We start from the raw sequence: 25,407 nt of genomic DNA on the forward strand, positions 1-25,407 counted from the left end.
GGATCGTTGCTGGAGCGGCTATTGGTGCTGTCGCGGCGGCAGGAGGCTATGCGGCGCAAAACGGGGGTACCTCCCGGTTTTCCTGGGCGCGGCGAGGCGCTCGCGCGCGGCGTCGCGGTTACGCAGCTGATGGCGGTGCTCTGACGCGGCGATCGTCAGCACCCCGTCGACGAGCCGGTTCCCGAGGCGCTCGATGAGTCGCTCGCGCTGGACCGGTGACAGCACCGTCGAGGCCCTGGCATCCCACATCAGTTCCACCCGCGAATCGGTGGTGTTCACGCCCTGCCCGCCCGGGCCGGACGATCGCGAGAACCGCCACGACAGCTCGGACGCGGGGATCACGAGCGAACCCGTGACCCGGATGCCGGAATCGTCGGAGGCGCTCATGCCTCCATCTTGCGTCAACGAGATGTGCCGCGCTCCGGAGAAATCCGCCCCACCGGCCGCCCCGCGGCGGCCTCCCGCAGAAGATCGGGCTCAGCTCCGGAGCCCGGCACCGGCATCGCCCGCGTAAGCACGCCGTATGCGTCGGTCACCGACCCGTAGGGAAACCGTTAGGACGCCCGGATGCCGGGCCCCCGGCGCGTTGGATCGACAGACGTGCCGCCCCGCGGCGCCCGCGGTCCGCCGCGGACACCCCCGAACCTGGAGTCGTCGTGCTCGATGCCGTCTTCCTCGTCGCGACCGTCGCGCTGTTCGCGCTCGTCGCCCTCGTCGCCAAGGGGGTCGAGAAGCTGGGCCCCGAGGTCCGCCCCTCGTCCACCCGCCCCGCAGGACGCGGAGGGGACCGGTCGTGATCTTCTTCTCGATCTTGGCCGCCGTGCTCGCCGTCGCCGCCGTGGTCTACCTCGTGGTCGCGCTCGTCCGGCCGGAGAAGTTCTGACATGTCAATTCTCCTCACCAGCCTCACGCTCCTCGTCGCCCTCGGCCTGGCCTACCGCCCGCTCGGCGACTACATCGCCCGCATCTACACCGGCCAGCGCGACCTCGCGATCGAGCGCGGCACCTACCGCCTGATCGGCGTCGACCCGAAGAGCGCCCAGACCTGGCAGGCCTACCTGCGCTCGGTTCTGCTGTTCTCGTTCGTCGGCGTCGTGTTCGTCTACGCGCTCCTGCGCCTGCAGGCCGTCCTGCCGTTCTCTCTGGGCCTCGACGCCCCGGGCGAGGCGCTGTCGTTCAACACGGCCGTCTCGTTCGTCACCAACACCAACTGGCAGTCGTACGGCGGAGAGTCGACCCTCGGCTACACCGTCCAGTTCGCGGCCCTGACTGTGCAGAACTTCGTGTCGGCCGCCGTCGGCATCGCGGTCGCGGTCGCGCTCGTGCGCGGCTTCGCGTATCGCCGCAGCGGCGTGATCGGCAACTTCTGGGTCGACCTCGTACGCGGCACCTACCGCCTGCTGCTGCCCTTCTCGATCATCGCGGCGGTCGTCCTGCTCGCCGGCGGCGTCATCCAGAACCTCAACGGATTCACGGATGCCACGACCCTCACGGGCGCGGCCCAGTCGATCCCGGGCGGGCCGGTGGCATCCCAGGAGGCCATCAAGCTGCTCGGCACCAACGGCGGCGGCATCTTCAACGCCAACTCGGCGCACCCGTTCGAGAACCCGGCGCCGTGGACGAACCTTCTCGAGATCTTCCTCATGCTGGTGATCCCATTCTCGCTCCCCCGCGCGTTCGGTCGCATCGTCGGCGACGACCGTCAGGGCTACACGATCCTGGGCGTCATGGCCGCGATCTTCGTGGCATCCACCGCTCTCCTCACCTGGGCGGAGCTCGCCGCCGCGGGCACGGCACCGACCCTCGCGGGCGGCGCGATGGAGGGCAAGGAGGTGCGGTTCGGCATCTTCGGGTCGACGCTGTTCGGCACGACCAGCACGCTCACCTCGACGGGTGCGGTCAACTCGATGCACGACAGCTACACGGCACTCGGCGGCATGATGCCGATGATCAACATGATGCTCGGCGAGATCGCGCCCGGCGGCGTCGGATCGGGGCTGTACGGGATGCTGATCCTCGCCGTGATCGCGGTGTTCGTCGGCGGTCTGCTGATCGGCCGCACGCCCGAGTACCTCGGCAAGAAGATCGGGCCGCGCGAGATCAAGCTCGCGAGCCTGTACATCCTCGTCACGCCGACGCTCGTGCTCGCCGGGACGGCGCTGAGCTTCGCCCTGCCGGGCATTCGCGAGGACGTCGAGAACACCTCGATCCTCAACCCGGGCGTGCACGGGTTCAGTGAGGTGCTCTACGCCTTCACCTCGGCGGCGAACAACAACGGGTCCGCGTTCGCGGGGCTCACCGCCAACACGCCGTGGTTCAACACCGCCCTCGCGGTGGCGATGCTGCTCGGGCGCTTCCTACCGATCGTCTTCGTGCTGGCCCTGGCCGGAGCGCTGGCGGCTCAGGATGCCGTGCCCGCCACGGCCGGAACCCTGCCGACGCACCGCCCGCAGTTCGCGGGCCTCCTCGCCGGCGTCGCGGTGATCGTCACCGCCCTCACCTACTTCCCGGTCCTCACCCTGGGGCCCCTCGCCGAAGGACTTGTCCGCTGATGTCCACGTTGACCTCCTCCCCTGCGTCGCAGCCGGCCCCTGAGCCTGTCGAAGGGTCCGGCGCCCCGGCCAATGCCCCGCGCCGCGCGTTCAGCGCCGCGCAGATCGTCGCCGCCCTCCCGGGCGCCGCGAAGAAGCTCAACCCCGCCGCGCAGTGGCGGAACCCCGTGATGTTCCTCGTGTGGGTGGGGGCGGCGCTGACCACCCTGATCGCTCTTGCCGAGCCGTTCCTGGGCGGCGCCGACACGGGCCTTCCGTTCGGCTTCACGTGGGGCATCGCCGTGTGGCTGTGGCTCACGGTGTTCTTCGCGAACATCGCGGAGTCGGTCGCCGAGGGACGCGGCAAGGCGCAGGCGGCGACGCTGCGCAAGACGCGCACGACCACCTCGGCCCGCCGCGTCGTCTCGTACGACGGGAAAGCCGACCCCGCGGCATCCGGGGCCGCCACCGAGGACGTCCCCTCGGGCGACCTCCGCGTCGGCGACATCGTGCTCGTCGAGACCGGAGAGCTCATCCCCGGCGACGGCGACATCGTCAACGGCATCGCGACCGTCGACGAATCGGCGATCACCGGAGAGTCCGCCCCGGTCGTGCGCGAGTCGGGCGGTGATCGCAGCGCGGTGACCGGCGGCACCCGCGTGCTGAGCGACCGGATCGTCGTGAGAATCACCTCGAAGCCCGGCGAGACCTTCGTCGACCGCATGATCGCGCTCGTCGAGGGCGCCTCGCGCCAGCGCACGCCGAACGAGATCGCGCTGAACATCCTGCTCGCGAGCCTGTCGATCGTGTTCGTCGTCGTGGTGCTCGTGCTGAACCCGATCGCGTCGTACGCCGCGTCGCCGGTGTCGATCCCCGTGCTCGTGGCGCTGCTCGTGTGCCTCATCCCCACGACGATCGGCGCGCTGCTGAGCGCGATCGGCATCGCGGGCATGGACCGTCTCGTGCAGCGCAACGTGCTGGCCATGTCGGGCCGCGCGGTCGAGGCCGCCGGAGACGTCACGACGCTGCTGCTCGACAAGACCGGAACGATCACGTACGGAAACCGGCGCGCGTCGGCCTTCGTGCCGCTCGACGGCGTCGGCGGGCCGCTGCTCGCCGAGTACGCCTCGCTCTCGTCGCAGGCCGACCCGACCCCCGAGGGCGTCTCGGTCGTCGAGCTCGCCGCCGCGCAGGGCATCGTCGCCGAGATGCCCCGAGGGGCCGAGCCCGTGCCGTTCACGGCCCAGACCCGCATGAGCGGCCTCGACCTGGCCGACGGCACGCAGGTGCGCAAGGGCGCCGCATCCGCCGTGGTGGCCTGGCTCGCGGCATCCGGATCCCCCGTTCCCGAGGCGCCGCGCGTGCAGCTCCAGAGCGAGACGGATGCCATCTCGCAGTCGGGCGGCACGCCTCTGGTGGTGGCGACGTGGACTCCCGAGAGGGGCCCGGTGGCTTCGACGAGCTCAGCCACCTCGGTCGCCGCCCGGGTCGCTGCCGCCGCGACCGAGGCCGCTGAGCACGCGACCGAGGTCCCTGAGCCTGTCGAAGGGACCGGACCCACGCAACCCCCGGTGACTTCGACAGGCTCAGCCACCTCCGCTTCGGGCGGCACCGGCCGCGTGCTCGGCGTCATCCACCTCAAGGACGTCGTCAAGGACGGCCTGCGGGAGCGCTTCGGGGAGCTGCGGGCCATGGGGATCCGCACCGTGATGATCACGGGCGACAACCCGCTCACCGCCAAGGCGATCGCCGCCGAGGCCGGCGTCGACGATTACCTCGCCGAGGCCACGCCCGAAGACAAGCTCGCCCTCATCCAGCGCGAGCAGGAGGGCGGCAACCTCGTCGCCATGACCGGCGATGGCACGAACGACGCCCCCGCCCTGGCGCAGGCCGACGTGGGCGTGGCGATGAACACGGGCACCTCGGCCGCGAAGGAGGCCGGCAATATGGTCGACCTCGACAGCGACCCGACGAAGCTCATCGACATCGTGCGGATCGGCAAGCAGCTGCTCATCACCCGCGGAGCCCTCACGACGTTCTCGCTCGCGAACGACATCGCGAAGTACTTCGCGATCATCCCGGCGATGTTCATGGGGGTGTTCCCGGGCCTCGCGGTGCTGAACATCATGCAGTTGTCGTCTCCGGCATCCGCGGTGCTCAGCGCGATCGTCTTCAACGCGATCGTCATCATCGTGCTCATCCCCCTCGCCCTGCGCGGAGTGAAATACCGCGCGGCGAGCGCGTCGAGCATCCTCAGCCGCAACCTGCTCGTGTACGGGCTCGGCGGCGTCATCGTCCCCTTCATCGGCATCAAGCTCATCGACCTCGTCGTGAGCCTGCTCCCCGGCTTCTGAAAGGCCCCGTCATGCGCACCACCCTGCGTACCGCCGGCGTCGCCGTCCGCGCGATGCTCGTCTTCACCGCCGTACTCGGCATCGGCTACATGCTGCTCATCACCGCGATCGGCCAGGTCGCGCTCCCGTTCCAGGCGAACGGCTCGCTCGTCCGCTCGGCCGACGGCGCCGTGGTCGGCTCGACCCTCATCGGGCAGTCGTTCCAGGATGCCGACGGCCAGGCGCTGCCGCAGTACTTCCAGTCGCGTCCCTCCGCCGCCTCGTACGACGGCGCCGCCTCGACCGGCTCGAACCTCGGCCCCGAGAACCCCGACCTCATCGCCTCGATCCAGCAGAGGCAGTCGGACTTCCGGGACCTCAACGGTGCGGGGTCGGTCCCCGCCGACGCCGTCACAGCCTCGGGCTCGGGGCTCGATCCCGACATCTCGGTCGAGAACGCCGAGCGTCAGGTCGCGCGCGTGGCGGAGGCTCGCGGCATCCCGTCGTCGGAGGTCGAGGCGCTGGTGGCGCAGCACACGCTGCCGCGCGATCTCGGGTACCTCGGTGACCCGCGCGTGAATGTGTTCGAGCTCAATCGCGCGCTCGACGCCCGGTGAGCGACGAGAATCGCTGACATGACCTCCGTCGCGTCCTTCGCCGCCGCGCCCCTCGCGCGGCGGCGGGGCCGCGCGGGCGTCCCGGTCCCTTCGACAAGCTCAGGGACCTCTCGAGCACCGGAGGTGGCTGAGCCTGTCGAAGCCCCCGGAACCGCATCAGCCCCGGCCCCTTCGACAAGCTCAGGGACCTCTCGAGCACCGGAGGTGACTGAGCCTGTCGAAGCCCCCGGAACGCCCCCACGACCGGCCCCTTCGACAACCTCAGGGACCCGGGGCGCGGGAGCGCGGCCGTGAAGCGCGGCAAGCTGCGCGTCCTGCTCGGCATGGCCCCGGGCGTCGGCAAGACGTACGAGATGCTCGAAGAGGGGCGACGGCTCGCCGCCGAGGGACGCGACGTCGTCATCGCGGTCGTCGAGACCCACGGTCGAGCCGCCACCGCCGCGCAAGCCGACGGCCTCGAGGTCGTTCCGCGTCGAACGGTCGCTCACCGCGGAGTCGCGCTCGACGAGATGGATCTCGCGGCGGTGATCGCGCGGCATCCGGATCTCGCCCTTGTGGACGAGCTCGCGCACACCAACGCTCCCGGCTCCGCCAACGACAAGCGCTGGACCGACGTCGAAGAGATCCTCGACGCGGGGATCGACGTCATCACGACCGTCAACGTGCAGCACATCGCGTCGCTGAACGACGTCGTCGAGAAGATCACCGGCGTGACGCAGCGCGAGACGGTTCCGGATGCCGTCGTCCGCGCGGCCGACCAGATCGAGGTCGTCGACCTCGCGCCGCAGTCTCTGCGCGATCGCCTGTCGGCCGGGTTCGTCTACCCCGCCGAACGCATCGACGCGGCCCTGTCGAACTACTTCCGCCTCGGCAACCTCACGGCCCTGCGCGAGCTCGCGCTGCTGTGGCTCGCCGACGAGGTCGACTCCGCGCTCCAGCGCTACCGCACCGAGCACGGCATCGAGGGGGCGTGGCAGGCGCGCGAGCGCGTCGTCGTCGCGCTGACCGGCGGCTCCGAGGGAGAGACGCTGCTCCGCCGCGGGGCGCGCATCGCCGCGCGCTCGGCCGGTGGCGAGCTGCTCGCCGTCCACGTGTCGACGCAGGACGGTCTGCGAACGAGCAACCCGGGGGCTCTCGAGACGCAACGCGCCCTCGTCGAACAGCTCGGGGGCACGTATCACCAGGTCGTGGGCGACGACGTGGCCACCACTCTCGTCGACTTCGCCCGCTCGGTGAACGCGTCGCAGCTCGTCATCGGCGTGAGCCGACGAGGACGCCTCGGTGCAGCCCTCACCGGCCCCGGCATCGGTAACACCGTCATCCGCGAGTCGGGCGACATCGACGTGCACATCGTGAACCACGCCCGCGCGGGCGGCCGGTTCGCGCTGCCGCGTCTGACGGGCCCCGCGCTGAGCAGGAAGCGGCGCGTCCTCGGCTTCGTCACCGCCCTGCTCGGCGGCCCGATCATCTCGCTGCTCCTGCTCGCGACCGGCTCCGACGACTCGATCACGACCGACGTGCTCAGCTACCAGCTGCTCGTCGTGATCGTCGCGCTGATCGGCGGCATCTGGCCGGCGGTCTTCGCGGCCGTCCTGTCGGGGCTCACCCTCGACTTCCTCTTCATCTCGCCCCTCTACACGGTGACGATCAGCGACCCGGTTCACGCGATCGCCCTCGTCCTCTACGTCGTGATCGCGATGCTGGTGAGCGTCGTCGTCGACCAGGCCGCCCGCCGCGCCCGTGCCGCGCGCCGTGCCTCGGCGGAGGCCGAACTGCTCGCGACGGTCGCCGGCAGCGTGCTCCGCGGCGAGGTCGCCGTCCCCGCGCTGGTCAGTCGCGCCCGCGAGGCGTTCGGCCTCGCCGGCGTGCGGCTCATCGCCGCCGACGGACGCGTGCTCGCGACCGACGGCGAGCCGGTCCGCGACGGGCGGCGCACGGCGATCCCGGTCGGCGACGGACGCGCCACCCTCGAACTGCACGGCGGAGATCTGGATGCCGGCAGCCGCCGCCTCCTCGACGTCGTCGTCGCTCAGCTCGCCGCCGCCCTCGAACGCGCCGACCTCGCCGAGACCGCCGCCGAGGCGGGGGCACTCGCCGAGACCGACCAGGTCCGCAGCGCCCTCCTCTCGGCCGTGAGCCACGATCTGCGCCGGCCCCTGGCATCCGCCGTCGCCGCCCTCGGGGGTCTGCGCGCCGCGGGCGACCATCTCTCCGACGACGACCGGCGCGAACTCATCGAGACCGCGGACGAGAGCCTCGCCACGCTCTCGGTGCTCGTGACCGACCTGCTCGACGTCAGCCGCGTGCAGGCGGGAGTGCTCGCGATCTCTCTCGCGCCCGTCGACGCGGCCGATGTCGTGATCGCCGCCCTCGACGAGCTCGATCTCGGCCCCGACGAGGTGGAGCTCGCCCTCGATCCCGAACTGCCCGCGCTCCGCGCCGACGCGGTGCTGCTGCAGCGCGTGCTGGTCAACGTGCTCGCGAACGCGCAGCGGTACACGCCGGAGGGCGTGCGCGTGCGCATCGCGACGAGCCGGCTCGGCGGGATCGCCGAGATCCGCGTGATCGACCACGGCCCCGGCATCGCCGCGGAGCGTCGGACCGACATGTTCTCGCCGTTCCAACGGCTCGGCGACACCGACAACACCGCCGGCCTCGGGCTCGGACTCGCGCTCTCGCGCGGCTTCGCCGAGGGTATGGGGGGCACGCTGGTCCCCGAGGACACCCCGGGCGGCGGACTGACGATGGTGGTGACGCTGCCGATCGCCGAGCGCGATGCCGAGGCCGTGGCATCCGGGATCCGAGAGGACGCACCGTGAAGATTCTGATCGCCGACGACGACCCGCAGCTCGTCCGCGCGCTGCGCATCACCCTCGGCGCGCACGGGTACGACGTCGTGGCCGCGGCCGACGGCGCCGCGGCGATCACCCTCGCCGCCCAGGCGCACCCCGACATCGTCCTGCTGGATCTCGGGATGCCACACCTCGACGGCGTGCAGGTGATCCAGGCGCTGCGCGGGTGGACGAGCGTGCCCATCATCGTCGTGTCGGGACGCACGGGCTCGGCCGACAAGGTGGATGCGCTCGACGCCGGGGCGGACGACTACGTCACGAAGCCGTTCCAGATCGACGAGCTGCTCGCGCGGCTGCGCGTGCACGCGCGGCGATCTGTTCCCGCCTCGGGAGACGCGGTGGTGCGCTTCGGAGACGTCGAGGTGGATCTGGCTGCCAAGGCGGTGCTGCGCGACGGCACCCGCGTGCACCTCACCCCGACGGAGTGGCGGATGCTGGAGTTCCTCGCCCGCAACCCCGGGTCGCTCGTGACGCGACAGACGCTGCTCAAGGAGATCTGGGCGAGCGAGCAGGTCGCCGACAGCGGCTATCTGCGGCTGTACATGTCGCAGCTGCGCAAGAAGCTCGAGGCCGACCCGTCGAACCCGACGCACCTGCTGACGGAACAGGGGATGGGGTATCGGCTGGTGGTGTGAGGCGGCGGGTTCGGCCGCGGCCGGGGCCATCCGCCCGCCGGGCCGAACTCCGGAGAAACCGAGCCGTCGGCCGTCTTACACCCCGGTTCCGGCCTCAACCGAGCGAAAACTCCGGAGTTTCGCACGCCCCCGCGTCGCGCCCGCCCACTCGGCCGAGCGAAAACTCAGGAGTTCCGCTCGGCCTCGACCTCGTCGCCGGCGGAGCACCCCTCGAACTCCGCCTGCACCCGCGCGCAGCGGCAGGCGTAGACGATCGAGTGCAGCAGCATCAGCGGACCTCGCCGACGGTGTGGCATCCGGGACAGGGGAAGGCGACGCGGTCGCCGACGTGCACATCCCCGGGCAGCACGACCGTTCCGCACGCGGCCGAGCCGTGAGCGTCCAACACCGCGAAGGGCTCGTCATAAGCGTGCGAGACACGACCGATCAACCGCGCCTCGCGCCAGACGACCTCGAGCCCCGCGACGCACGCGTCGAGGCGGAGCGTCGCGGGCGTGGCATCCGTCACCGTCGCCACCACCACGGTTGTCGACAGACTCGCGGATGCAACGCCTCCCGACGCCGGGATCACCGCCGGTCCCGTGCACACGCAGGGCGTGCCGCAGATGTCGGCGTACCGCCCGACCGACACCGCACGGACGGTGACGTCGTCGAGCGTGGGCGCGGAACCCGCGGGCCAGGCCCCGGCGTCGAAGGGCGCCGGGATGCTGGAGCGGAGGGTGGGGAGGAGGGCCGTGAGGGTCATGGCATCCGGTCTACGCCGGGTCATCCGACGGGGTGCGGGACTCTCACGACTTCCGTACGGCGCGCCCGGCGATCCGAACGGATCCCTGCGGCCGGACGCGTGCCGCGCTCCGGAGAACGGCCCCGGGTGCTCCCGGTTCGGCCGCTCTGTGCGGCAATCGGGCAGTTCTTTCCGGAGCGCGGCACGCGCCAGCGAGCGAAACTCCTGAGATTCAGTCCCCCTCCGCGCCCGAACCCGCGACCGCGGGGGCACGGCGTCCGCTCTGTCAGGAGTTTCGCCCGCCCCCGCCGTCCGAACCGCCCCTCGACATCGGCCGGGCCGGCCCGCCACGTCCGTGGGACGCCCAGCCCCCACCCACCCGCCGCCACCCACCCCGCGCCGCGTAGCCTGGAGAGGTGACCCTCTCCTTCGACGTCGACGCCGTGCGCGCCGACTTCCCGATCCTCGAGACCGAGGTCGACGGACATCCGCTCGTCTACCTCGACTCCGGCGCGACGAGCCAGAAACCGCGCGCGGTGCTCGACGCCGAGCGCGACTTCCTCGAGCGCGCCAACTCCGCCGTGCACCGCGGGGCGCACACGCTCGCCGCCGAGGCGACCGAGCTGTTCGAAGACGCCCGCTCGACGGTTGCCGAGTTCGTGGGCGCCGAGCCCGAGCAGCTCGTCTGGACGAGCGGCGCCACCGCCGGCCTCAACCTCGTCGCCGGGTCCCTCGGCTACGCGGGGCGTCTGCGCGAGGGCGACGAGATCGTCGTCACTGAGGCCGAGCATCACGCGAACCTCATCCCCTGGCAGGAGCTCGCCGCGCGCACGGGAGCGCGCCTGCGGCACATCCCCGTCCTCGACGACGGCACGCTCGACATGCGCGCCGCGGCCGACCTCATCGGCGAGCGCACCAAAGTCGTCGCGTTCCCGCACGTCTCGAACGTGCTCGGCATCGTGAACCCGGTCGCGAAGCTCGTCACCCTCGCCCGCGGCGTCGGTGCGCTGACGGTGCTCGACGCGTGCCAGTCGGCGCCGCACCTCGCGCTCGACCTCCCGGCATCCGGGGTCGACCTCGCCGTGTTCTCGGGGCACAAGATCCACGGTCCCTATGGCATCGGCGCCCTGTGGGGCCGCGACGAGGTGCTCGAGTCGCTGCCCCCGTTCACCACGGGTGGCTCGATGATCACGACCGTCACGCTCGACCGCGCCGAGTACCTCCCGCCGCCGCAGCGCTTCGAGGCCGGCACGCAGCCGGTGTCCCAGGCCGTGGGCCTGGCCGCCGCGATCCGCTGGCTCGGCGAGCACGACCTCGACGCCGCGCGCGCACACGAGGCCGCGCTCGAGAAGCGTATGCGCGAAGGGCTGCGCTCGATCCCCGGCATCCGTCTGCTCGGAGACACGGATGCCGCCGACCGCGTCGCCCTGCAGTCGTTCGTCGTCGACGGGGTCCACGCGCACGACGTGAGTCAGTTCCTCGACTCACGCGGGGTCGCTGCCCGGGTCGGTCACCACTGCGCCCAGCCGCTGCATCGGCGCTTCGGCATCACCGCCACCGTGCGGGCCAGCGCCGCGATCCACACGACCGAGGCCGAGATCGACACCTTCCTCGACGCCGTCTCGCGCGTTCGCGGATTCTTCGGGGTCGCCTCTCCCGCGGGCGCATCGAGCGCTGGCGCCGGGGCCCGCGTCGGCGCGGGCACGGCGGGAGCCTCCGCATGAGCGGACTGGAGTCGCTGTACCAGGAGCTGATCCTCGACCATGCGAAGAAGCCCCGCGGCTTCGGCCTCGTCGAGCCCGGTGCGCACAGCGCCACCGTGCACCAGCGCAACCCCGTCTGCGGCGATGAGATCACGCTGCGCGTCGATGTCGAGGGCGACCGCGTCGCCTCGGTCACGTGGGAGGGCGCCGGTTGCTCGATCTCGCAGGCCTCGGCATCCATGCTGGTGGCGCTCCTGCAGGAAGACGGTGGAGACGAGGGGATGCCGCGAGCCGACGCCGAGGCACTGATCGCCGGTTTCCGCGAGGCGCTGCGCTCGCGCGGCAAGATCCCCCTCGACGAGGAGACGTTCGCCGACGCGGCAGCCCTCTCCGGCGTCTCGAAGTACACCGCCCGCGTGAAGTGCGCGATGCTCGCCTGGGTCGCGCTCGAGGAAGGGCTGCGGCAGGCCTGAGGCTGTGGCATCCGGACGTCCGCCGCCCACACCCACGCCCACTGAGTGTCCAAAACACCCGGACGTCTCAGAAAATCGTCCGGGTGTTTTGGACACTCACGGCGTGATTCCGCGAGCGGACGCCGACGGGGCGCGCACCGGATGGTCGGGCCGCCGGGGCGGCGATATCCTGCGACCACGACGGAGAGAGGCGGATGCCATGGGCACCGGATTCAGCGCAGAAGAGCGCGCGGCGATGAAGCAGCGGGCCGAGGAGCTCCAGGCGATGAAGGGCCTGAAGGGACTCGCGAAGATCCAGAAGGAGAACGAGGCCTGCCTCGAGGCGATCGAGAAGCTCGAGGGAGTCGACCGCGCGGTCGCCGAACGCCTGCACGTGATCGTGCTCGAAGAGGCACCCCACCTGACCCCGAAGACGTTCTACGGCTTCCCGGCCTACGCCAAAGACGGCAAGGTCGTGGTCTTCTACCAGCCGGCCTCGAAGTTCAAAACCCGCTACGGAACCGTGAGCTTCGACGACAGCGCGCAGCTCGACGACGGGCCGATGTGGCCGGTGTCGTACGCGGTGGTCGAGGTGACGCCCGAGGTGGAGCAGCGGATCCGTCAGCTCGTGCGGCGGGCGGCGCCCGCGGCCTGACGCGCGGCATCGGAATCGGATCGCAGCAACAGAATCGGAGCAGCACGGCCCCGGCATCCGAATCCGCTACATCGGTCCGATTCCGCGTGCCCGGCCGAACGGAGGCCGCGACCCCGAGGCCGCGGCATCCGGAGATCACCCGAGGACCACGCGCTCCATCCGCTCGAAGCTCTGCTCCATGCCCTCGACCATGCCCGTGGCGAGGACGGCGTCGCGGGTGGCGGCATCCGGATACTCGATGAGCAGCGTGACCAGGGTCGCGCCGTCCTCCTCGTAGAACGACAGGTCGTTCGTCGTGGAGGGGTAATCGGTGCCGGTCATGTGCTCGGTCTGCACGATGCGGCGCGGTTCGTCGATGAGCAGCGTCTCGCCGTCGAACCCGAAGGGCTCGCCCTCGGTGCCCTCCTCGGGTTCCCAGGCGATGCGGTACGTGCCGCCGACCGAGACATCGACCTCGCTGACGCTCATGCGCCAGCCGTCGGGCCCGAGCATCCATCGCCGCATGAGGTCGGGGTCGGTGTGCGCACGCCAGACGAGCTCGCGCGGGCCGTCGATCAGCCGCGTGATGCGCACGTGCTGATCGTCGAGGATCTCGAGCCGCGTGCCCTTTCCCTGCGCGAACTCCCGGAGCCCCACGAGCACGGCGTCGAGCTGGTTCATGGCGAGCGTGGCGCCCTCGACGGCGCCCATCGCGGTGAGCTGCTCGAGTGCGTCGAGCGAGTCGAAGTACGTGATGTTCGTCAGGCGGGACCCCCTCTCGGTCTCGTCGAACGCGAAGGTCATGCGCATCGCGGGCATGCCGTCGATCGGGTCGCCGTCCTCGTCGACGAACGAATCCACGACCTCGAAGCCGCGCGGAGCGTCGATGGCGACGAACTCCCAACTGCCGCGGGCGATCTCACCGGTCGGACTGGCCATCGAGTAGCGGGCACGGCCGCCCGGTTCGAAGTCGAAGGAGGCGAAGGTGGCGGGCCAACCGGGAGGTCCCCAGAAGCGCTCGAGCTGCCGCGGGTCGGTGAACACGGCCCACAACCGCTCGGGGCCGACGGGGAAGTCGGCGATCAAGGTCATGGTGAGCGCTTCGGCGTCGCTCTCGACGGATGTGACGGGCATGACGGACTCCTTCGTCGGTTCAGTTCGTGGGTGGAGGGACGGATGCCGGGTCCCCGGCGTCTTCGCGGCCGGGCCTCGCGGGCGCGGGTTCAGCCAACAGGGCGTCGAGCCGGTCGATGCGGCCGCGCCAGAGATCTTCGTAGGAGCGGAGCAGCTCTTGCGCCCGCGCGAGCGCGGCGGGATCGGCACGCACGAGTCGCACCCTTCCCTCCGCGCGCTTCGTGATGAGCCGCGCCTCGGCCAGCACGGAGATGTGCTTCGACACGGCGGCGAACGACATGGCGTACCCCGCAGCGAGCTCCGACACCGACTGCTCGGCGACGAGCGTGCGCCGCACGATGTCGCGACGGGTCGCGTCGGCGAGCGCGTGGAAGACGCGGTCGATCTCGGCGTCGCCGAGGGGTCGTCGTTTAACCATTTGGTTTCAAAATAGACCGCATGGCACACGGGCGCAACGACGGAGTTGTCAGGAATGCGTACGCGTTGCACTTGTGCGCTTGCGTCGCCGCGGACCTGTGTGACGGCGCATCAGCCTCGCAACGCCCCACACCGATTTCGCTTGCGAGAGAAGATGCGGGCGCTCCCAACAGTTGGGCCTCAGCAGAACTTTCCCCCGCTGGCATAAATGGAAGGGCCTCCGCGTCAGATCCACGCCCGGCCGAAACTCCTGGCCTCGATAGGGCCGCATTTGTGGCGCGAATCCCAGGAAGTGCGCCGAGGTCCTGCCGTCGGAGTTCAGCGGACAGATGGAACGGCCGCGGACCCATCTGATACTGCTCTTTGCAGGCGGGTCGCGCGGCCTGCTCGACGTGCGAAGAAGTGTGGAAGAACACGACTTCTCCTTCCATTGCAAAGATGCTCTCGGAGATTGAGTCGACCTGGCCGCCTCACAGCGTCACGACGAGAGCATTGGCACAGCGGCGGCGGCGACACTGGTGCGGATATGCCGCCAGCGCCACGAGCAATAGGATCGTGCTGGCGCGCATTCGCGCTTGCCCGCGGCGATCGGAGTGGCATGACAAACGACTGGATGTTCGACAAGCGGACCTCCTGCTGGTCCTACATGACGACGATGCCTGTTCGCGACTATCTTGAGCTCGCAAGCGAGGCCCATGCTGCTCAGGGCGGTTTGTCTGGTCAACGTGGCGTCATGGCGACGACAACCGCAAAGCGGATCCGAGACAGAATGGTCGAGGATCTAAAAAAGGGAGCCACCCTTCCGCCAGTGGTAATCGGAGCCGTTCTGCCAGTGTCGGACTTCGAGGATCTGCCGCCGCGCGACAATGGCGGCGATCCCCTTCGATTCTTGCCGAAGGATCGCTCGAACCTGTCGATCATAGATGGCATGCAGCGCACAGCCGCACTTCAGGAGGCCTTCGCTGACCGACCCGAACTAGGCGACGGAACCGTGCGAGTTGAGTTTTGGCTAACTAATAACGTTCGGGCCATGATCTACCGCATGCTGATCCTAAACACGGGTCAGGTGCCCTGGACAATCAGTCGACAACTTTCCGTCGTATACGCTCCTCTGCTTTCGGAGATCAAGGAGAAAGTACCGGAGATCGACAAGATTCCCACTCCCGACCAGCCTGGCCGGCGCGTAGGACCCGCTCAGTACTCGAGCGATGCCCTAGTGGAGCTGTACATCGCGTTCTCGTTGCGGAAACCCGCCGTGGACACGAAGGAGGCATTGTCCGACGAATTTTCCCGCTTGGACTTTGTTGACAACCTCGCGAACGAAGGATTCCAGGATCAGTTCTACGGAGTCCTGTCCATGCTAAGTCGGCTCGACAAGACATTCTCACGCTTTGAAGGCGACGAGGGTATCCCAAGCGGTCGCTTCATCTTCGACCGTCAGCCGGCACGAGTCGGCTTCATTGTGGCGCTTGGCATCGCCATTCTCGGGCGCCCTGGAGCGGATCGCACGCAGGCAGCGCGCGTTGCTCGCTTGGAAGAGTTGGACCGCTCGGCCACCAGCTTGATTTCTCGCCTGGACGATATGCGTGCCGAGGACCTCGGCGCGTTCCTGAAGACCGACGTGTTGCAGGAGCTTCTCGATAGACGGGTTGGCCAGGTGGGCAGGTACGAGCGTGGCGTATTCACCGAGGCATTCAAGGTTCTGATCGAGGAAGACTTCTCGGTCGCAAACTTGGAGCAGTGCTGGCGAGCGAGCTGACGTGGCCCGGAACATGATCGCGGCGAACAAGACCCTGTTCGGGCGGCTCGCCGACTTCGCCGCACAACGGGACTACCCGGTCCCCGACCCCTCCGCTGCGCGGTGGGTTCACGCAAACCCTGCGGCGGACGAGGTGCTAAAGGTTGCGCTACTGCGTGCGTCCATGAGCTTCGGACGTTTTCGCCACCTCGCGTGGCTTGAGGTCAACGAGCAACACTTCGTTGCAACCATTGGTTTTGACTACGAGGTTGACGACCCGGGCTTTGAGCTATTCGAGGACATCCAGGGCTACGACGTCTGCCTATTGACTGAACTTCCCGTGGCGCCGAGCGTCTCGGCCGCCGAGGTGTACAACGTGGTAGCCGCCAACAGCCGCGACTCTAACCCTGAGTATCGCGGTCACGACAATACGCAGATCATGAGCTTGTTCCCATCGATTCGCGTGTTCCTCAGTGCTGAACCAATCACTGAGGAACTGATCTGGCCAATCTTCCTTAGCATTAGCTCGGAGGAGTCCCGCACCGGAGGTTCGTGGATCGAGAGCGAGCTTGCCGGGTGCCTGTCCGCCCTTGCGGAAGCGAATGTAGATCTGTTGCCTTACAAGGAACTCTGTCGATCCACTCTGGACCTCGATCCGCGAAGCCTCTTCATGAGCCTGTACCGGTGCGTCGAAGCTACTTACGCGCACGAAAAAGCTACGAAGCTTAAACAAGACCTTTCAATCGAGCACGAGTGGCACAAGATCGCTGAGGCCCTGGAGAACGCAATGTCCTGGCGTCCGCTTGAGGCTTCCAGCCTGAACGTCGTTCTCGCATTCGCAAAAGAGGACGACCTGCGCGAGGTTTGCGCCTGTCTGAACGTCACGTTGCAAGATGACACGAATCTGGCTTCGGCAGCAGGAAAAGCCATTTACCAACTCCGCAACAGGATCGTCCACTACCGGCCGGCACTCGCCCCCGTCGATTCCGCGGAGATCGATTGGAACCGCCTGTGCGTCGCGCTGGTATCCGTCGCGCACGAGGTCTTCCACACCGCATACGGTCGAGAACGTGCGGCGTAGACGCGTTGCACCCCTGGTTCGGCCGGTCGGACAGACTCGACAAGACGTTTAATTCCCGGACCAGACCGCTCCCGATCCATGCGCGGGAAGAAATCCATTGCTCGCCGATGAGCTTCGGACACGCGTCATACCTCAGAAAGGTCACAACAACGTCAGTACAGCAGGTCTGAAGGTGGCAGCGTGACATGACATTCAATGTCAGCTCAATGCGACCCCAACAGGAGCCTACCTCGCACCGCGCCGCACGCTGCATCGCACCCGCGGCAGAGGCTTTGAGCACGCGCGGAGCTCAGCCGCGCAGCGCCTGCAGCAGCGCCCCCACGGGGTGGTCGCTCTCGACGGGGTGGCGGAGCGGAAGGTCCTCGACGCACTCGTAGCGATTGCGCCGGCCCTCCTTCTCGCGCTTGAGGTAGCCGGCGTCGACGAGGTCGGCCAGGATGCCGTGCGCCGTGCGCTCAGTGATGCCCACGGCATCCGCGATCTCGCGGACGCGGGCACCCGGGTCGCGGGAGACGTAGATGAACACGTGGGCGTGGTTCGTCAGGAACGTCCAGGTGTTCATCTCCACAGCCTAGTGATCGGCGCTACCGGAACTCAAGAACGTGTTATTTATTGCCTGCGTTTTGACACACGCATTTCATTGCATGTAACATGCTGCGCATGTCACCGATCGCCCCGCTCCTGACGGCCGCGCTCCTCGCCGCGGTCGTCGCCGCCCTCCTGCCGGATGCCACGCGCCACCGCACTCCGGGCTCGCTCGCCGTCTGGCCCGGGGTCGCCGCGGCGGCTCTCGCCACGCTCGGCCTGGCGGGCGCCCTGGCCGACCGCAGCGATGTCGCCGGTGCCACGCTCGCGCTGCTCATCGTCGCCCTCACCGTCGTCGTGCAGGTGTACGCGAGCCGCCACCTGCGCGGCGACCCGCGCTCGCGCAGCTTCTTCGCCCTCTCGTCGCTCGCGGCGCTCGGATCGACGACCGCCATCGCCGCGGACGACGTCGTGCTGCTGGCCGTCGGATGGACCCTGGCGACACTCAGCACGATCGCCCTGATCGCGACGGGGGGCTCGGGCCCGCAGACGCGGGTCGCGGTCCAGCGCAGCGCCGTGGCTCTCTTCATCGGCGACGCGGCGCTCTGGACGGCCGTCGTCGTCGCGACCGCCTCGACCGGGTCGATCTCGCTCGCCGCCCTCGGCAGCCTCGACGGCGTGGCCGCGACCCTCGTCGGCGCCCTCGTCGCGGTCGCCGCGGTCGCACGCGCGGGGTCGTTCCCGCTGCACGGCTGGCTCCCGGCCACCGCCGCGACGACCACGCCCGTCTCCGCTCTCCTGCACGCGGGCTTCGTCAATGCCGGCGCCCTGCTCCTCCTGCGGTTCTCCCCCGTCCCCTCGGCCGTGGGTCCCTGGATCGCCGGAATCGCCGGGGCAGTCACGCTGCTGATCGCGACGCTCGCGATGCTCACCCGCGCCGACGTGAAGGGGCGGCTGGTGCACTCCACCGCGGCACAGATGGGCTTCCTGCTCCTCGCGTGCGCGCTCGGCGCCTACGGACTCGCGTTCGTGCACGTCGTCGGCCACGCGCTCTTCAAGGCGAGCCTGTTCCTCGGGGCCGGGTCCGCCGTGGAACACGCGCTCCGCGCCCGGGCTCTCCCCCGGTCCACCCCCTCGCGGGCGGGGCGGGTCGTGGGCGCACTGCTCGTCGTGGGGACCGCCGCGATCGCCCTCATCGGCAGCGACGCCTTCGCGCACCCGACCGCAGTCCTCCTCCTCTTCGCGCTCACGACCGCCGCCGTCGCGGGGGCGCGGATCGGCGCGTCCTCGGCGCGCGTCCCGACGCGAGCGGCGCTGCTCCTCACGCTGTCGATCGCGGTCGTCGGGTACGTGGCGGTGGTCTTCCCGGGAGCGGAGGCGCTGGTCCCCGTCAGCGGGACGACGGCGCTGCCGTGGGGCGTCGCCGTGGCGGTCTTCGTCATCGCCGTGGCATCCCTCCTCCTCATCCGCTCCACGGGACCGGTCTCCGACCGGATCTTCGCCCTCGCCCTCGCCTGGGGCCGACCGCCGCTCCCCGCCCCCACCCCGTCCTGGGCTCCGGCATCCGCCGGCGGCCCCCTCGAGTACCGGAGAGTCTGATGACCACCACTGCTCCTCCTTCACCGGCCACCATCCGGGGCTGGGTCGCCGCCGCCGGCCGCACGATCTCGCCGCACTTCCCGCTCGAGACCTTCATCGCCCGCAACCCCGTCGCCGGCTACGAGAACCTCGACTGGGAAGACGCTCTCGGACAGATCGCCCGCGACCATGGCATCCTGCTCACGCTGCCCGAAGAGCGCTTCCGCGAGCTGCACGAGCAAGAGCGCATCTCGTCGGGCGACCTGATCGCCGCCCTCCGGTTCACGGTCGCTGAGGCGCGCGCGACCGACACCCTCATGGTCGGTCAGGTCGCCACCACGGTCGCCGAGGTTCTGCGGCAGGACCTGCTCGTCTCGCCCCCGATGGCCCCCGGCTCCTCGCTCCCCACCCCGGCGAGCGCCCTCTCGCCCCGCGTCCACGCGCGCATCGACGACCTCACCGCGCGGTGGCTCACCGCCACCCTCGGCGAGGGCGCGTGGACGGGGCCCGTGCGGCGCGACGGCATGTGGACCGGCTGGCGGCGCCTCGCAGCGGCCGACCCGACGCTCTCGCGGCACGTGCGGCGTGGCATCCGGAACACCCCCGCCGATGCGGCGAGCGCGATCGGGGTCGCCCTCGACCGCTGGCAGCTCGCGGGCTCGGCGGCCGAGGACTTCCTACGGGCGCACGTACTCGCGCAGCCCGGCTGGTCGGCGCTCGTCCGGCACTTCACGGACAGCTCGCGGGGGATCGATCTCACCTCGCTCGTCGCCATCCGGGTCACGCTCGAGCGCCTCCTGCTCCCGGCCGACGCCACTCTCCCCGCGTCGGCGCAGACCGCGCCCGACGACAAGGCGCGGATCGGCACGGTCACGCTCGCGCTGGGCGCCGACCCGTCCGACCCCGCCACCCGCGCTGTCGTGGGCCGCACGCTCGCCCTGGTCACCCCTGCGACCAGGCTCGCCGTCTGGCAGGAGGCATACGAGCGCGGCGTGGCCCGCGCGCTCGCGCCCGCTCGGCGAGACGAACGGACCGGCCGCCCGCTCGCCCAGGCCGTGTTCTGCATCGACACGCGGTCCGAAAGCTTCCGGCGCCACCTCGAGGCGGCGGGCCCCGTCGAGACGCTCGGCTTCGCCGGCTTCTTCGCGGTGCCGATCTCGTTCCGCCCCGCGGACGGGTCCGCCGAGGTCGCCTCGTGCCCCGTCCTGCTGACCCCGCGGGTCGCGATCACCGAGTCGTCCGTCGAGCGCGACGCCCTCGACCGGTGGCGGCAGCGCCGGATCGCGGAGGGAGAACGGGATGCCACGCTCGACGCGCTGAAGGAGTCGCCGGTCACGCCCTTCGCGTTCGCCGAGACCGCGGGCTGGGTGATCGGCGCGGCCTCCGCGATGCGGACGCTCGCCCCGGAAGGCTGGCGCGCGCTGGTCGAGAAGGTCAGGCCCGCGAAGCCATCCACGCACGTGGACGCCGACGTCGTGTTCTCGCTCGAGGAGCGCGTCCTCTACGCCGAGACGGCGCTGCGGATGATGGGCCTCGTCGACGACTTCGCCCCGATCGTGCTGCTGTGCGGCCACGGTGCGACCGTCACGAACAACCCCTTCGCGTCGAGCCTGCAGTGCGGGGCGTGCGGTGGGCACGAGGGCGAACCGAACGCCCGCGCCGCGGCGATGATCTTCAACGACCCCGAGACGCGCCTCGCGCTGGCCGCGCGTGGCATCCGGATCCCCGCGGACACGCTGTTCCTCGCCGCGCAGATGGACACCGTGACCGACGAGGTCACGGTGCTCGAGCCCTGGACGGTCCCGGCCACGCACGAGACGATCGTGCTCGAGCTCGGGCACCACCTCGAGTCCGCGCGCGTCGCGAACACCGCGGAGCGCAGCGCGACCCTCCCCGGGGGAAGCGACGCGGCTGGAGCCGTGCGCGACACCGAGCGGCGGTCCGCAGACTGGGCGGAGTCGTACGCCGAATGGGGGCTCGCGGGCAACGCGGCCTTCATCGTCGGGCCCCGGGCGATCACGGCCGGGCTCGACCTCGAGCGGCGGGCGTTCCTGCACAGCTACGAGGCGTCCGCCGATCCGGAGGGGTCGGGGCTCGAGACGATCCTCACCGCACCGATGATCGTGGCGCAGTGGATCAACGCGCAGTACTCAGCGTCGACTGTCGCCCCCGACCGGTTCGGCGCGGGCCCCAAGCCCCTGCACAACGTCGTCGGGACCATAGGCGTGCTCTCGGGCTACGGCGGCGACGTGCGGATCGGCCTGCCGTGGCAGTCGGTGGGCGTCGGCCAGGAGGCACGGCACGAGCCCGTACGCCTTCAGGTGTTCGTCCAGGCGCCGATCGAGCGCGTCAACACGATCGTCGAGGCTTCCGAGGTCGTCCGCACTCTCGTCGCTCACCGCTGGATCACCCTTCGGGTACGCGACGACGAGAACGCGCCGTGGATGCGCTGGGGCCGCTACGGCTGGCAGCTCGACGACCTCGACACGGCCGAGGCCCCCGGCATCCCCGTCCTCCATCACGAGACCACCACGAAGGAGCACCGCTCATGAGCACGTCCGAACTGACCCCGATGACCAAGATCGAGGTGGTCGTCGCGAGCGACGACGTCGCCGAGGTCTCCGCACTGATGCAGTCGCTCGGCGCCCGCGGCTACACCGCGATCACCGGTGTGGCCGGCGTCGGACACCACGGCTCGCGCGGCGGTCGCCTGCTGTTCAACGACCACGACGCCCTCACCCTGCTGGTGACGGTCGTCGCTCCCGAGCGCGCGGACGGGATCGTCGCCGGCATCCGTCCCCTTCTCGAGCGCACGGCGGGCGTGATGTTCGTGTCACCCACCGCGGTGAGCCGCGCCGACTACTTCGTGTGATGGGCGCTCCCTCGCCGTTCGACGGGACCACGGCGGCGATCGGCACGGTCCACGGGAAAGAGGCGGCGTTCGCACCCGCCTTCCGACGGTGGCTCGGCGCGTGGGTCGCCCCCACGGTGGCACTCGACACCGACGCCCTCGGCACGTTCACGCGTGACGTGCCGCGGCTGCTCACTCCCGAAGAGGCGGCGACGGCCAAAGCCCGCGGGGCGGCGGCCGAACTGGGCACGGCCACGGGTCTCGCGACCGAGGCGTCGTACTCCCCCGCGCTGGGCGGCTTCGGCCCGATGGTGCACGAGGAGCTCGCCGTGTTCGTCGACCTCGAACGCGGCATGCGCGTGCGTCATGGCATCCGTCAGCACGTCCACGTCGCGCCGCGGCGCGTGGTCCGCACCGAGAGCGAGGCGCAGCGGTACCTCCACCGCGTGGGGTTCCCCCATCAGGCCGTCGTGGCGCACACCGACGAGGGCATGAGGAAGGGGATTCAGGATGCCACGGCCCTCCTCGCCCTCGTCCGTCGGGGTCCGGTCGAGCTCGAGCCGGATCTGCGTGCGCACATGAACCCGGGGCGACGACGAACGCTGCGGCGGCTGTCGTGGCTGCTCGCCGCACGCCTCACTCGCCTCTGCCCGGGGTGCGGGTGCCCCGGTTTCGGACCGGTCGGTGTGGTGCGCGGACTGCCGTGCGGCGCCTGCGGCAACGCGACGTCGCAGGTGCGGCTCGACGTGGACGGGTGCCCGCGGTGTCCGGAACGGCGGGAACGCCGGCGACCGGTGGAGGTGGCCGATCCCGCCGCGTGCGACGCGTGCAATCCGTGAGGCGTCGGCTAGTGGTAGTGGGTGACCCACGTCCAGAGCGCGGGTCGACGCTTCCGCGCGACGACGTCGCGCGTCTGACGCACGGCTCGAAGTGCCGGCACCGGCTCCGGACTGTCCGTGGTGATCACCGTTGCCGGCGTCGGCTCGGGGAGGTCGTGCAGTTCGGCCGCCAGGGCCGCGACCTCCGACGCGGTGGGGCGTGCGTCGGGGTCACGGGCCGTCATGGCGGTGAGCAGCAGTTCCCAGCCGTACCCGAACGTCGTGGGGATCTCCGGGTCATACGCCAGAGGGTCGAGAAGGAGGTCCTGCACCAGTCCGCCGGAAAGGGGGCGCTCCGCGGTTAGCGCCTCGAGCATCAGAAGGCCGAGCGAGTAGATGTCGGAGGCAGGTCGGGCGCCTTCGCCGTGGACCCGTTCCGGGGGAAGGTACTCCGCCGTGTCGGCGGCGAGGTCGAGCCCGTCCGCTCGTGCCGCGCGCTCCAGGAGGTCCGTCACGCCGAAGTCGGAGAGGACCGCGGCGAAAGGCCGACTGCCGTCTCGCAGAGGCCGAAGGAGCGTGTTCGACGAGCGGAGGCGCTGGTGGACGATGCCCGCCTCGTGGACAACGGCGAGGCCACGTGCGATATCCCGGAGCACCCCCGCGGCCGCCTCGGAGGGGAGAGGACCGTTCTGGTCGAGGTGCTGTCGCAGAGTGGGCCCCTTGATGAGCTCCATGACGAGAAACCCACGGCCGTCGCGCCCGAGGTGCGCGTCGTAGAGGGTCACCAGAGACGGGTGATCGAGCCCGGTGAGCACGTGAGCGGCGGCAAGGCGGCGCGGTGGATCGGAAGCATCGCGCGGGTCGGCGCGGAAGATCTTCACGGCGACGTCGCGCGCGAGGATGTCGTCGCGCGCGCGGAAGGCGCGCGATCCGTCGTCGAGTCCGAGGGGCTCCAGCAGCCGGTATCGCCCCCCGAACACCTCGCCGAGAAGGGCCGAGAGGGCCTCCCGTTCGGAGCCGCGGCTGCGGTCGCGTCGCGTTACGGTGCTCACACGCGGGTGTGTTCGTTGTCGCGGGCGCGGCGGGTGGTGGACACCAGCGCGCCGGTTCCGATACCCATGCGAGACTCCCTGTGACTCTTGGCGCCGGTGGGACCGCAGCGGGCGAAGACTTGGGGGGCGCCCGGCCCGCTGCGGTCGCTCAAAGATTACTGAGCTAAACCACTTGGCGCTGCCCGCTGACAAGTGCGACCCTGAGGTGCATAATGGACGACCTTCAACGGCGCGCGGATGCCTTCGCTGCCCTCGCGGATCCGGGACGCCTGCAGATCGTCGACCTGCTCTCCATCGGCGACATGTCGTCGAGCGAGATCGCGGCAGCCCTGGGGATGAAGTCGAATCTGGTCGCCTTCCACGCCAACGTCTTGGAATCTCGCGGCATCGCGCGACGTGTCCGATCGGAATCCGACGGTCGACGCAGCTACCTCCAGCTCATCCCCGAAGCGTTCTCGGCGCTCGCCCTGGGACCGCGGAAAGTGGGAGGCCGGGTGGTCTTCGTCTGCACCGCCAACTCCGCGCGCTCGCAACTCGCGCAGGCCATCTGGACTGCGCACAGCTCCATTCCGGCCGCGTCCGCGGGCACCCGTCCCGCCGATCGGGTGAATCCCGGCGCGGTGGCCGCCGCCGCTCGCCACGGCATCCCCCTCGAGGCGGACGCGACCCCTCGTTCGGTCGACGAGGTCGCGCGTCCCGGCGACTTCCTGATCAGCGTCTGCGACCACGCCCACGAACGGATGCGGGGACGAGACGACGTGCACTGGTCCATCCGCGACCCCGCACGAGCGGGCAGCATCGAAGCCTTCGACGAAACGGTGGCCGAGCTGCGCGCCCGTATCACCCGCGTCGCTCCCCAGCTCGCGGCGGCGTAGCCCGACCGGAGCGGACGCGGTCGGCATCAGCTCAGAGAGTTGAGCGATCGAACCTCGCGGGCCAGCCGTGCGCGGCACCTCGAATGATCGCCACCCAGCCCCCGAGGAAAAGCGTGATGCCGGCGACGAGCCCCACAGCAGGCAAGAGCGGCTCCAGCGCCGGCATGGGTCGCGGGGTCGGTTCCGAGAAGATCGGCACATAGCTGAACCATGTGCCGAGCACTTGTCCCGTCATCCCGAGCAGAGCCACACCGGTCGTGACGCCGAGCACGGTGCCCGCCACGAGAGCGAGCACCCCTCCGGCGATCAGAGAGAGGGCGAGCTTGCGCGGAGAACTGATCATCCCGAATCTCCTCCGCTGCACCGTTCGATGATCCTCGCACGTGGCCCCGAGCGGCGCGACGTGGACGCGCTCAGAAGTTGTGCGGCGAGGAGAGTGCCGCGGCCGTCGCCCCGAGCACGACGAGTGCGCTCGCACCGGTCAGAACGCCCGCGAGTACCGGGCGTTTGCGTGCGCGCCCGTGGAACAGGACGAGATACGCACCGACAGCCAGCAGCAGCCAGACGACCAGCGCGGCAACCCCGAACTGCACGTGCCACAGCCGCTCGGCGTCCCAGCGGGGGGAGTCCTCGAGAACGGTGTCGGGCTTGGAGAACGTCCAGTCGAGTCCGGTGACGAGAAAGGCGAAGGGGCCGAAGAGGCCGACCGCCGTCGCCACGATCAGGAGCACGACTCCGCCGACGATGCGCATGCTCCCATCCTGCCCTCTGGTCCGGCTCATGCCTCGACCGTCACCTCGCTCCCATCGGCGAGCGGACCGCGCGCGTTCCACCAGACGGGAGTGCAGCCGGCGCGG

25 protein-coding genes are annotated in these 25,407 nt (G+C 70.1%); 17 read left to right on the forward strand and 8 right to left on the reverse strand.

All coding sequences use genetic code 11. The annotated features are described in order from the left end of the window. Positions 1-18: 18 nt before the first annotated feature. Positions 19-387 carry an alternative ribosome rescue aminoacyl-tRNA hydrolase ArfB gene (gene arfB / locus AB0O24_RS17475; protein ID WP_363376666.1) on the reverse strand — a complete coding sequence of 123 codons (369 nt, stop codon included), beginning with the start codon at positions 385-387 and terminating at the stop codon, positions 19-21. Between the two features lie 269 nt (positions 388-656). On the opposite strand from arfB, the gene AB0O24_RS17480 reads away from it, so the two are divergent. The 7 genes from AB0O24_RS17480 (at position 657) to AB0O24_RS17510 (ending at position 8,968) form a co-directional block, all read left to right on the forward strand. Then, positions 657-797, forward strand: coding sequence for a hypothetical protein (locus AB0O24_RS17480; protein WP_275797460.1), 141 nt, complete (start codon positions 657-659; stop codon positions 795-797). Then, on the forward strand, positions 794-883 hold the full coding sequence (kdpF, locus tag AB0O24_RS17485; protein WP_074696280.1) for a K(+)-transporting ATPase subunit F: 90 nt from the start codon (positions 794-796) through the stop codon (positions 881-883). Before AB0O24_RS17480 ends, kdpF begins: the two co-directional genes overlap by 4 nt. Position 884: 1 nt before the next feature. After that, positions 885-2,552, forward strand: a complete 1,668-nt coding sequence (gene kdpA, locus AB0O24_RS17490; protein ID WP_363376668.1) for a potassium-transporting ATPase subunit KdpA — start codon at positions 885-887, stop codon at positions 2,550-2,552. Further along, complete coding sequence (gene kdpB, locus AB0O24_RS17495; protein WP_363376670.1) at positions 2,552-4,885, forward strand: potassium-transporting ATPase subunit KdpB; 2,334 nt, start codon at positions 2,552-2,554, stop codon at positions 4,883-4,885. The genes kdpA and kdpB overlap by 1 nt, the downstream gene beginning before the upstream one ends. An 11-nt stretch (positions 4,886-4,896) precedes the next feature. Then, on the forward strand, positions 4,897-5,481 hold the full coding sequence (gene kdpC / locus AB0O24_RS17500) for a potassium-transporting ATPase subunit KdpC (protein ID WP_363376672.1): 585 nt from the start codon (positions 4,897-4,899) through the stop codon (positions 5,479-5,481). 290 nt (positions 5,482-5,771) lie between these two features. Beyond that, positions 5,772-8,300: a DUF4118 domain-containing protein gene (locus AB0O24_RS17505; protein WP_363376674.1), complete on the forward strand. Its 2,529-nt coding sequence runs from the start codon at positions 5,772-5,774 to the stop codon at positions 8,298-8,300. Next, positions 8,297-8,968, forward strand: coding sequence for a response regulator (locus AB0O24_RS17510; protein ID WP_275799345.1), 672 nt, complete (start codon positions 8,297-8,299; stop codon positions 8,966-8,968). Before AB0O24_RS17505 ends, AB0O24_RS17510 begins: the two co-directional genes overlap by 4 nt. Before the next feature lie 268 nt (positions 8,969-9,236). On the opposite strand, the gene AB0O24_RS17515 is transcribed toward AB0O24_RS17510, so the two are convergent. After that, entirely contained in the window at positions 9,237-9,713 is a 477-nt protein-coding gene (locus tag AB0O24_RS17515) for a hypothetical protein (RefSeq protein ID WP_363376676.1), read from the reverse strand. A 395-nt stretch (positions 9,714-10,108) separates the two neighbouring features. Here AB0O24_RS17515 and AB0O24_RS17520 point away from each other — a divergent pair, with 395 nt between their 5' ends. The 3 genes from AB0O24_RS17520 (at position 10,109) to AB0O24_RS17530 (ending at position 12,502) form a co-directional block, all read left to right on the forward strand. Then, positions 10,109-11,416, forward strand: coding sequence for a SufS family cysteine desulfurase (locus AB0O24_RS17520; protein ID WP_363376678.1), 1,308 nt, complete (start codon positions 10,109-10,111; stop codon positions 11,414-11,416). After that, a complete protein-coding gene (gene sufU, locus AB0O24_RS17525; RefSeq protein WP_275798500.1) occupies positions 11,413-11,868 on the forward strand; it encodes a Fe-S cluster assembly sulfur transfer protein SufU in 456 nt (151 codons plus the stop codon). The genes AB0O24_RS17520 and sufU overlap by 4 nt, the downstream gene beginning before the upstream one ends. Positions 11,869-12,067: 199 nt before the next feature. Continuing rightward, the gene (locus tag AB0O24_RS17530) at positions 12,068-12,502 is read left to right on the forward strand and encodes a hypothetical protein (RefSeq protein WP_363376680.1); all 435 of its coding nucleotides are present in this window, start codon (positions 12,068-12,070) and stop codon (positions 12,500-12,502) included. Between the two features lie 135 nt (positions 12,503-12,637). On the opposite strand, the gene AB0O24_RS17535 is transcribed toward AB0O24_RS17530, so the two are convergent. Further along, positions 12,638-13,615 (reverse strand): SRPBCC family protein, encoded by a 978-nt coding sequence (locus tag AB0O24_RS17535; protein WP_363376681.1) that lies wholly within the window; start codon positions 13,613-13,615, stop codon positions 12,638-12,640. Positions 13,616-13,634: 19 nt separating this feature from the next. Next, positions 13,635-14,033 carry a metalloregulator ArsR/SmtB family transcription factor gene (locus AB0O24_RS17540; protein WP_363376683.1) on the reverse strand — a complete coding sequence of 133 codons (399 nt, stop codon included), beginning with the start codon at positions 14,031-14,033 and terminating at the stop codon, positions 13,635-13,637. Positions 14,034-14,630: 597 nt separating this feature from the next. On the opposite strand from AB0O24_RS17540, the gene AB0O24_RS17545 reads away from it, so the two are divergent. Both AB0O24_RS17545 and AB0O24_RS17550 read left to right on the forward strand, forming a co-directional pair. Beyond that, positions 14,631-15,791 (forward strand): hypothetical protein, encoded by a 1,161-nt coding sequence (locus AB0O24_RS17545; RefSeq protein WP_363376685.1) that lies wholly within the window; start codon positions 14,631-14,633, stop codon positions 15,789-15,791. A 1-nt stretch (position 15,792) separates the two neighbouring features. After that, the gene (locus AB0O24_RS17550; protein ID WP_363376687.1) at positions 15,793-16,851 is read left to right on the forward strand and encodes a hypothetical protein; all 1,059 of its coding nucleotides are present in this window, start codon (positions 15,793-15,795) and stop codon (positions 16,849-16,851) included. Between the two features lie 289 nt (positions 16,852-17,140). Here the strand turns inward: AB0O24_RS17550 and AB0O24_RS17555 are convergent, their stop codons facing one another. Further along, positions 17,141-17,413 carry a winged helix-turn-helix domain-containing protein gene (locus tag AB0O24_RS17555; protein WP_058597146.1) on the reverse strand — a complete coding sequence of 91 codons (273 nt, stop codon included), beginning with the start codon at positions 17,411-17,413 and terminating at the stop codon, positions 17,141-17,143. Positions 17,414-17,511: 98 nt separating this feature from the next. On the opposite strand from AB0O24_RS17555, the gene AB0O24_RS17560 reads away from it, so the two are divergent. From AB0O24_RS17560 to AB0O24_RS17575, 4 genes are read left to right on the forward strand one after another with little or no spacing between them, the layout of a single operon-like run. Beyond that, on the forward strand, positions 17,512-18,975 hold the full coding sequence (locus tag AB0O24_RS17560) for a proton-conducting transporter membrane subunit (protein ID WP_363376688.1): 1,464 nt from the start codon (positions 17,512-17,514) through the stop codon (positions 18,973-18,975). Next, positions 18,975-21,506, forward strand: coding sequence for a DUF2309 domain-containing protein (locus AB0O24_RS17565; protein ID WP_363376690.1), 2,532 nt, complete (start codon positions 18,975-18,977; stop codon positions 21,504-21,506). Before AB0O24_RS17560 ends, AB0O24_RS17565 begins: the two co-directional genes overlap by 1 nt. Next, positions 21,503-21,826: a hypothetical protein gene (locus AB0O24_RS17570; protein WP_058595311.1), complete on the forward strand. Its 324-nt coding sequence runs from the start codon at positions 21,503-21,505 to the stop codon at positions 21,824-21,826. The genes AB0O24_RS17565 and AB0O24_RS17570 overlap by 4 nt, the downstream gene beginning before the upstream one ends. Beyond that, positions 21,826-22,644: a DUF6671 family protein gene (locus AB0O24_RS17575; protein ID WP_363376692.1), complete on the forward strand. Its 819-nt coding sequence runs from the start codon at positions 21,826-21,828 to the stop codon at positions 22,642-22,644. The genes AB0O24_RS17570 and AB0O24_RS17575 overlap by 1 nt, the downstream gene beginning before the upstream one ends. Positions 22,645-22,652: 8 nt before the next feature. Here AB0O24_RS17575 and AB0O24_RS17580 read toward each other — a convergent pair whose 3' ends face one another. Continuing rightward, positions 22,653-23,675: a serine/threonine-protein kinase gene (locus AB0O24_RS17580; protein ID WP_363376694.1), complete on the reverse strand. Its 1,023-nt coding sequence runs from the start codon at positions 23,673-23,675 to the stop codon at positions 22,653-22,655. A 212-nt stretch (positions 23,676-23,887) separates the two neighbouring features. Here AB0O24_RS17580 and AB0O24_RS17585 point away from each other — a divergent pair, with 212 nt between their 5' ends. Then, complete coding sequence (locus tag AB0O24_RS17585; protein ID WP_275800359.1) at positions 23,888-24,550, forward strand: ArsR family transcriptional regulator; 663 nt, start codon at positions 23,888-23,890, stop codon at positions 24,548-24,550. Between the two features lie 31 nt (positions 24,551-24,581). On the opposite strand, the gene AB0O24_RS17590 is transcribed toward AB0O24_RS17585, so the two are convergent. Continuing rightward, the gene (locus tag AB0O24_RS17590; RefSeq protein WP_275800357.1) at positions 24,582-24,893 is read right to left on the reverse strand and encodes a hypothetical protein; all 312 of its coding nucleotides are present in this window, start codon (positions 24,891-24,893) and stop codon (positions 24,582-24,584) included. A 70-nt stretch (positions 24,894-24,963) separates the two neighbouring features. Beyond that, positions 24,964-25,302 (reverse strand): hypothetical protein, encoded by a 339-nt coding sequence (locus AB0O24_RS17595; protein ID WP_275800355.1) that lies wholly within the window; start codon positions 25,300-25,302, stop codon positions 24,964-24,966. Between the last annotated feature and the right edge of the window lie 105 nt (positions 25,303-25,407).

Source organism: Microbacterium sp. NPDC086615 (genome assembly GCF_040686055.1).
Classification (GTDB): Bacteria; Actinomycetota; Actinomycetes; order Actinomycetales; family Microbacteriaceae; genus Microbacterium.

Coding starts and splice junctions, on each gene's coding strand:
- AB0O24_RS17575 (WP_363376692.1), top strand. CDS start 21,826: ATGGGCGCTCCCTCGCCGTTCGACGGGACCACGGCGGCGATCGGCACG.
- arfB (WP_363376666.1), bottom strand. CDS start 387: ATGAGCGCCTCCGACGATTCCGGCATCCGGGTCACGGGTTCGCTCGTG.
- kdpB (WP_363376670.1), top strand. CDS start 2,552: ATGTCCACGTTGACCTCCTCCCCTGCGTCGCAGCCGGCCCCTGAGCCT.
- AB0O24_RS17545 (WP_363376685.1), top strand. CDS start 14,631: ATGACAAACGACTGGATGTTCGACAAGCGGACCTCCTGCTGGTCCTAC.
- AB0O24_RS17540 (WP_363376683.1), bottom strand. CDS start 14,033: ATGGTTAAACGACGACCCCTCGGCGACGCCGAGATCGACCGCGTCTTC.
- AB0O24_RS17570 (WP_058595311.1), top strand. CDS start 21,503: ATGAGCACGTCCGAACTGACCCCGATGACCAAGATCGAGGTGGTCGTC.
- AB0O24_RS17590 (WP_275800357.1), bottom strand. CDS start 24,893: ATGATCAGTTCTCCGCGCAAGCTCGCCCTCTCTCTGATCGCCGGAGGG.
- sufU (WP_275798500.1), top strand. CDS start 11,413: ATGAGCGGACTGGAGTCGCTGTACCAGGAGCTGATCCTCGACCATGCG.
- AB0O24_RS17535 (WP_363376681.1), bottom strand. CDS start 13,615: ATGCCCGTCACATCCGTCGAGAGCGACGCCGAAGCGCTCACCATGACC.
- AB0O24_RS17555 (WP_058597146.1), bottom strand. CDS start 17,413: ATGAACACCTGGACGTTCCTGACGAACCACGCCCACGTGTTCATCTAC.
- AB0O24_RS17565 (WP_363376690.1), top strand. CDS start 18,975: ATGACCACCACTGCTCCTCCTTCACCGGCCACCATCCGGGGCTGGGTC.
- AB0O24_RS17560 (WP_363376688.1), top strand. CDS start 17,512: ATGTCACCGATCGCCCCGCTCCTGACGGCCGCGCTCCTCGCCGCGGTC.
- AB0O24_RS17530 (WP_363376680.1), top strand. CDS start 12,068: ATGGGCACCGGATTCAGCGCAGAAGAGCGCGCGGCGATGAAGCAGCGG.
- AB0O24_RS17585 (WP_275800359.1), top strand. CDS start 23,888: ATGGACGACCTTCAACGGCGCGCGGATGCCTTCGCTGCCCTCGCGGAT.
- AB0O24_RS17595 (WP_275800355.1), bottom strand. CDS start 25,302: ATGCGCATCGTCGGCGGAGTCGTGCTCCTGATCGTGGCGACGGCGGTC.
- kdpA (WP_363376668.1), top strand. CDS start 885: ATGTCAATTCTCCTCACCAGCCTCACGCTCCTCGTCGCCCTCGGCCTG.
- AB0O24_RS17515 (WP_363376676.1), bottom strand. CDS start 9,713: ATGACCCTCACGGCCCTCCTCCCCACCCTCCGCTCCAGCATCCCGGCG.
- kdpC (WP_363376672.1), top strand. CDS start 4,897: ATGCGCACCACCCTGCGTACCGCCGGCGTCGCCGTCCGCGCGATGCTC.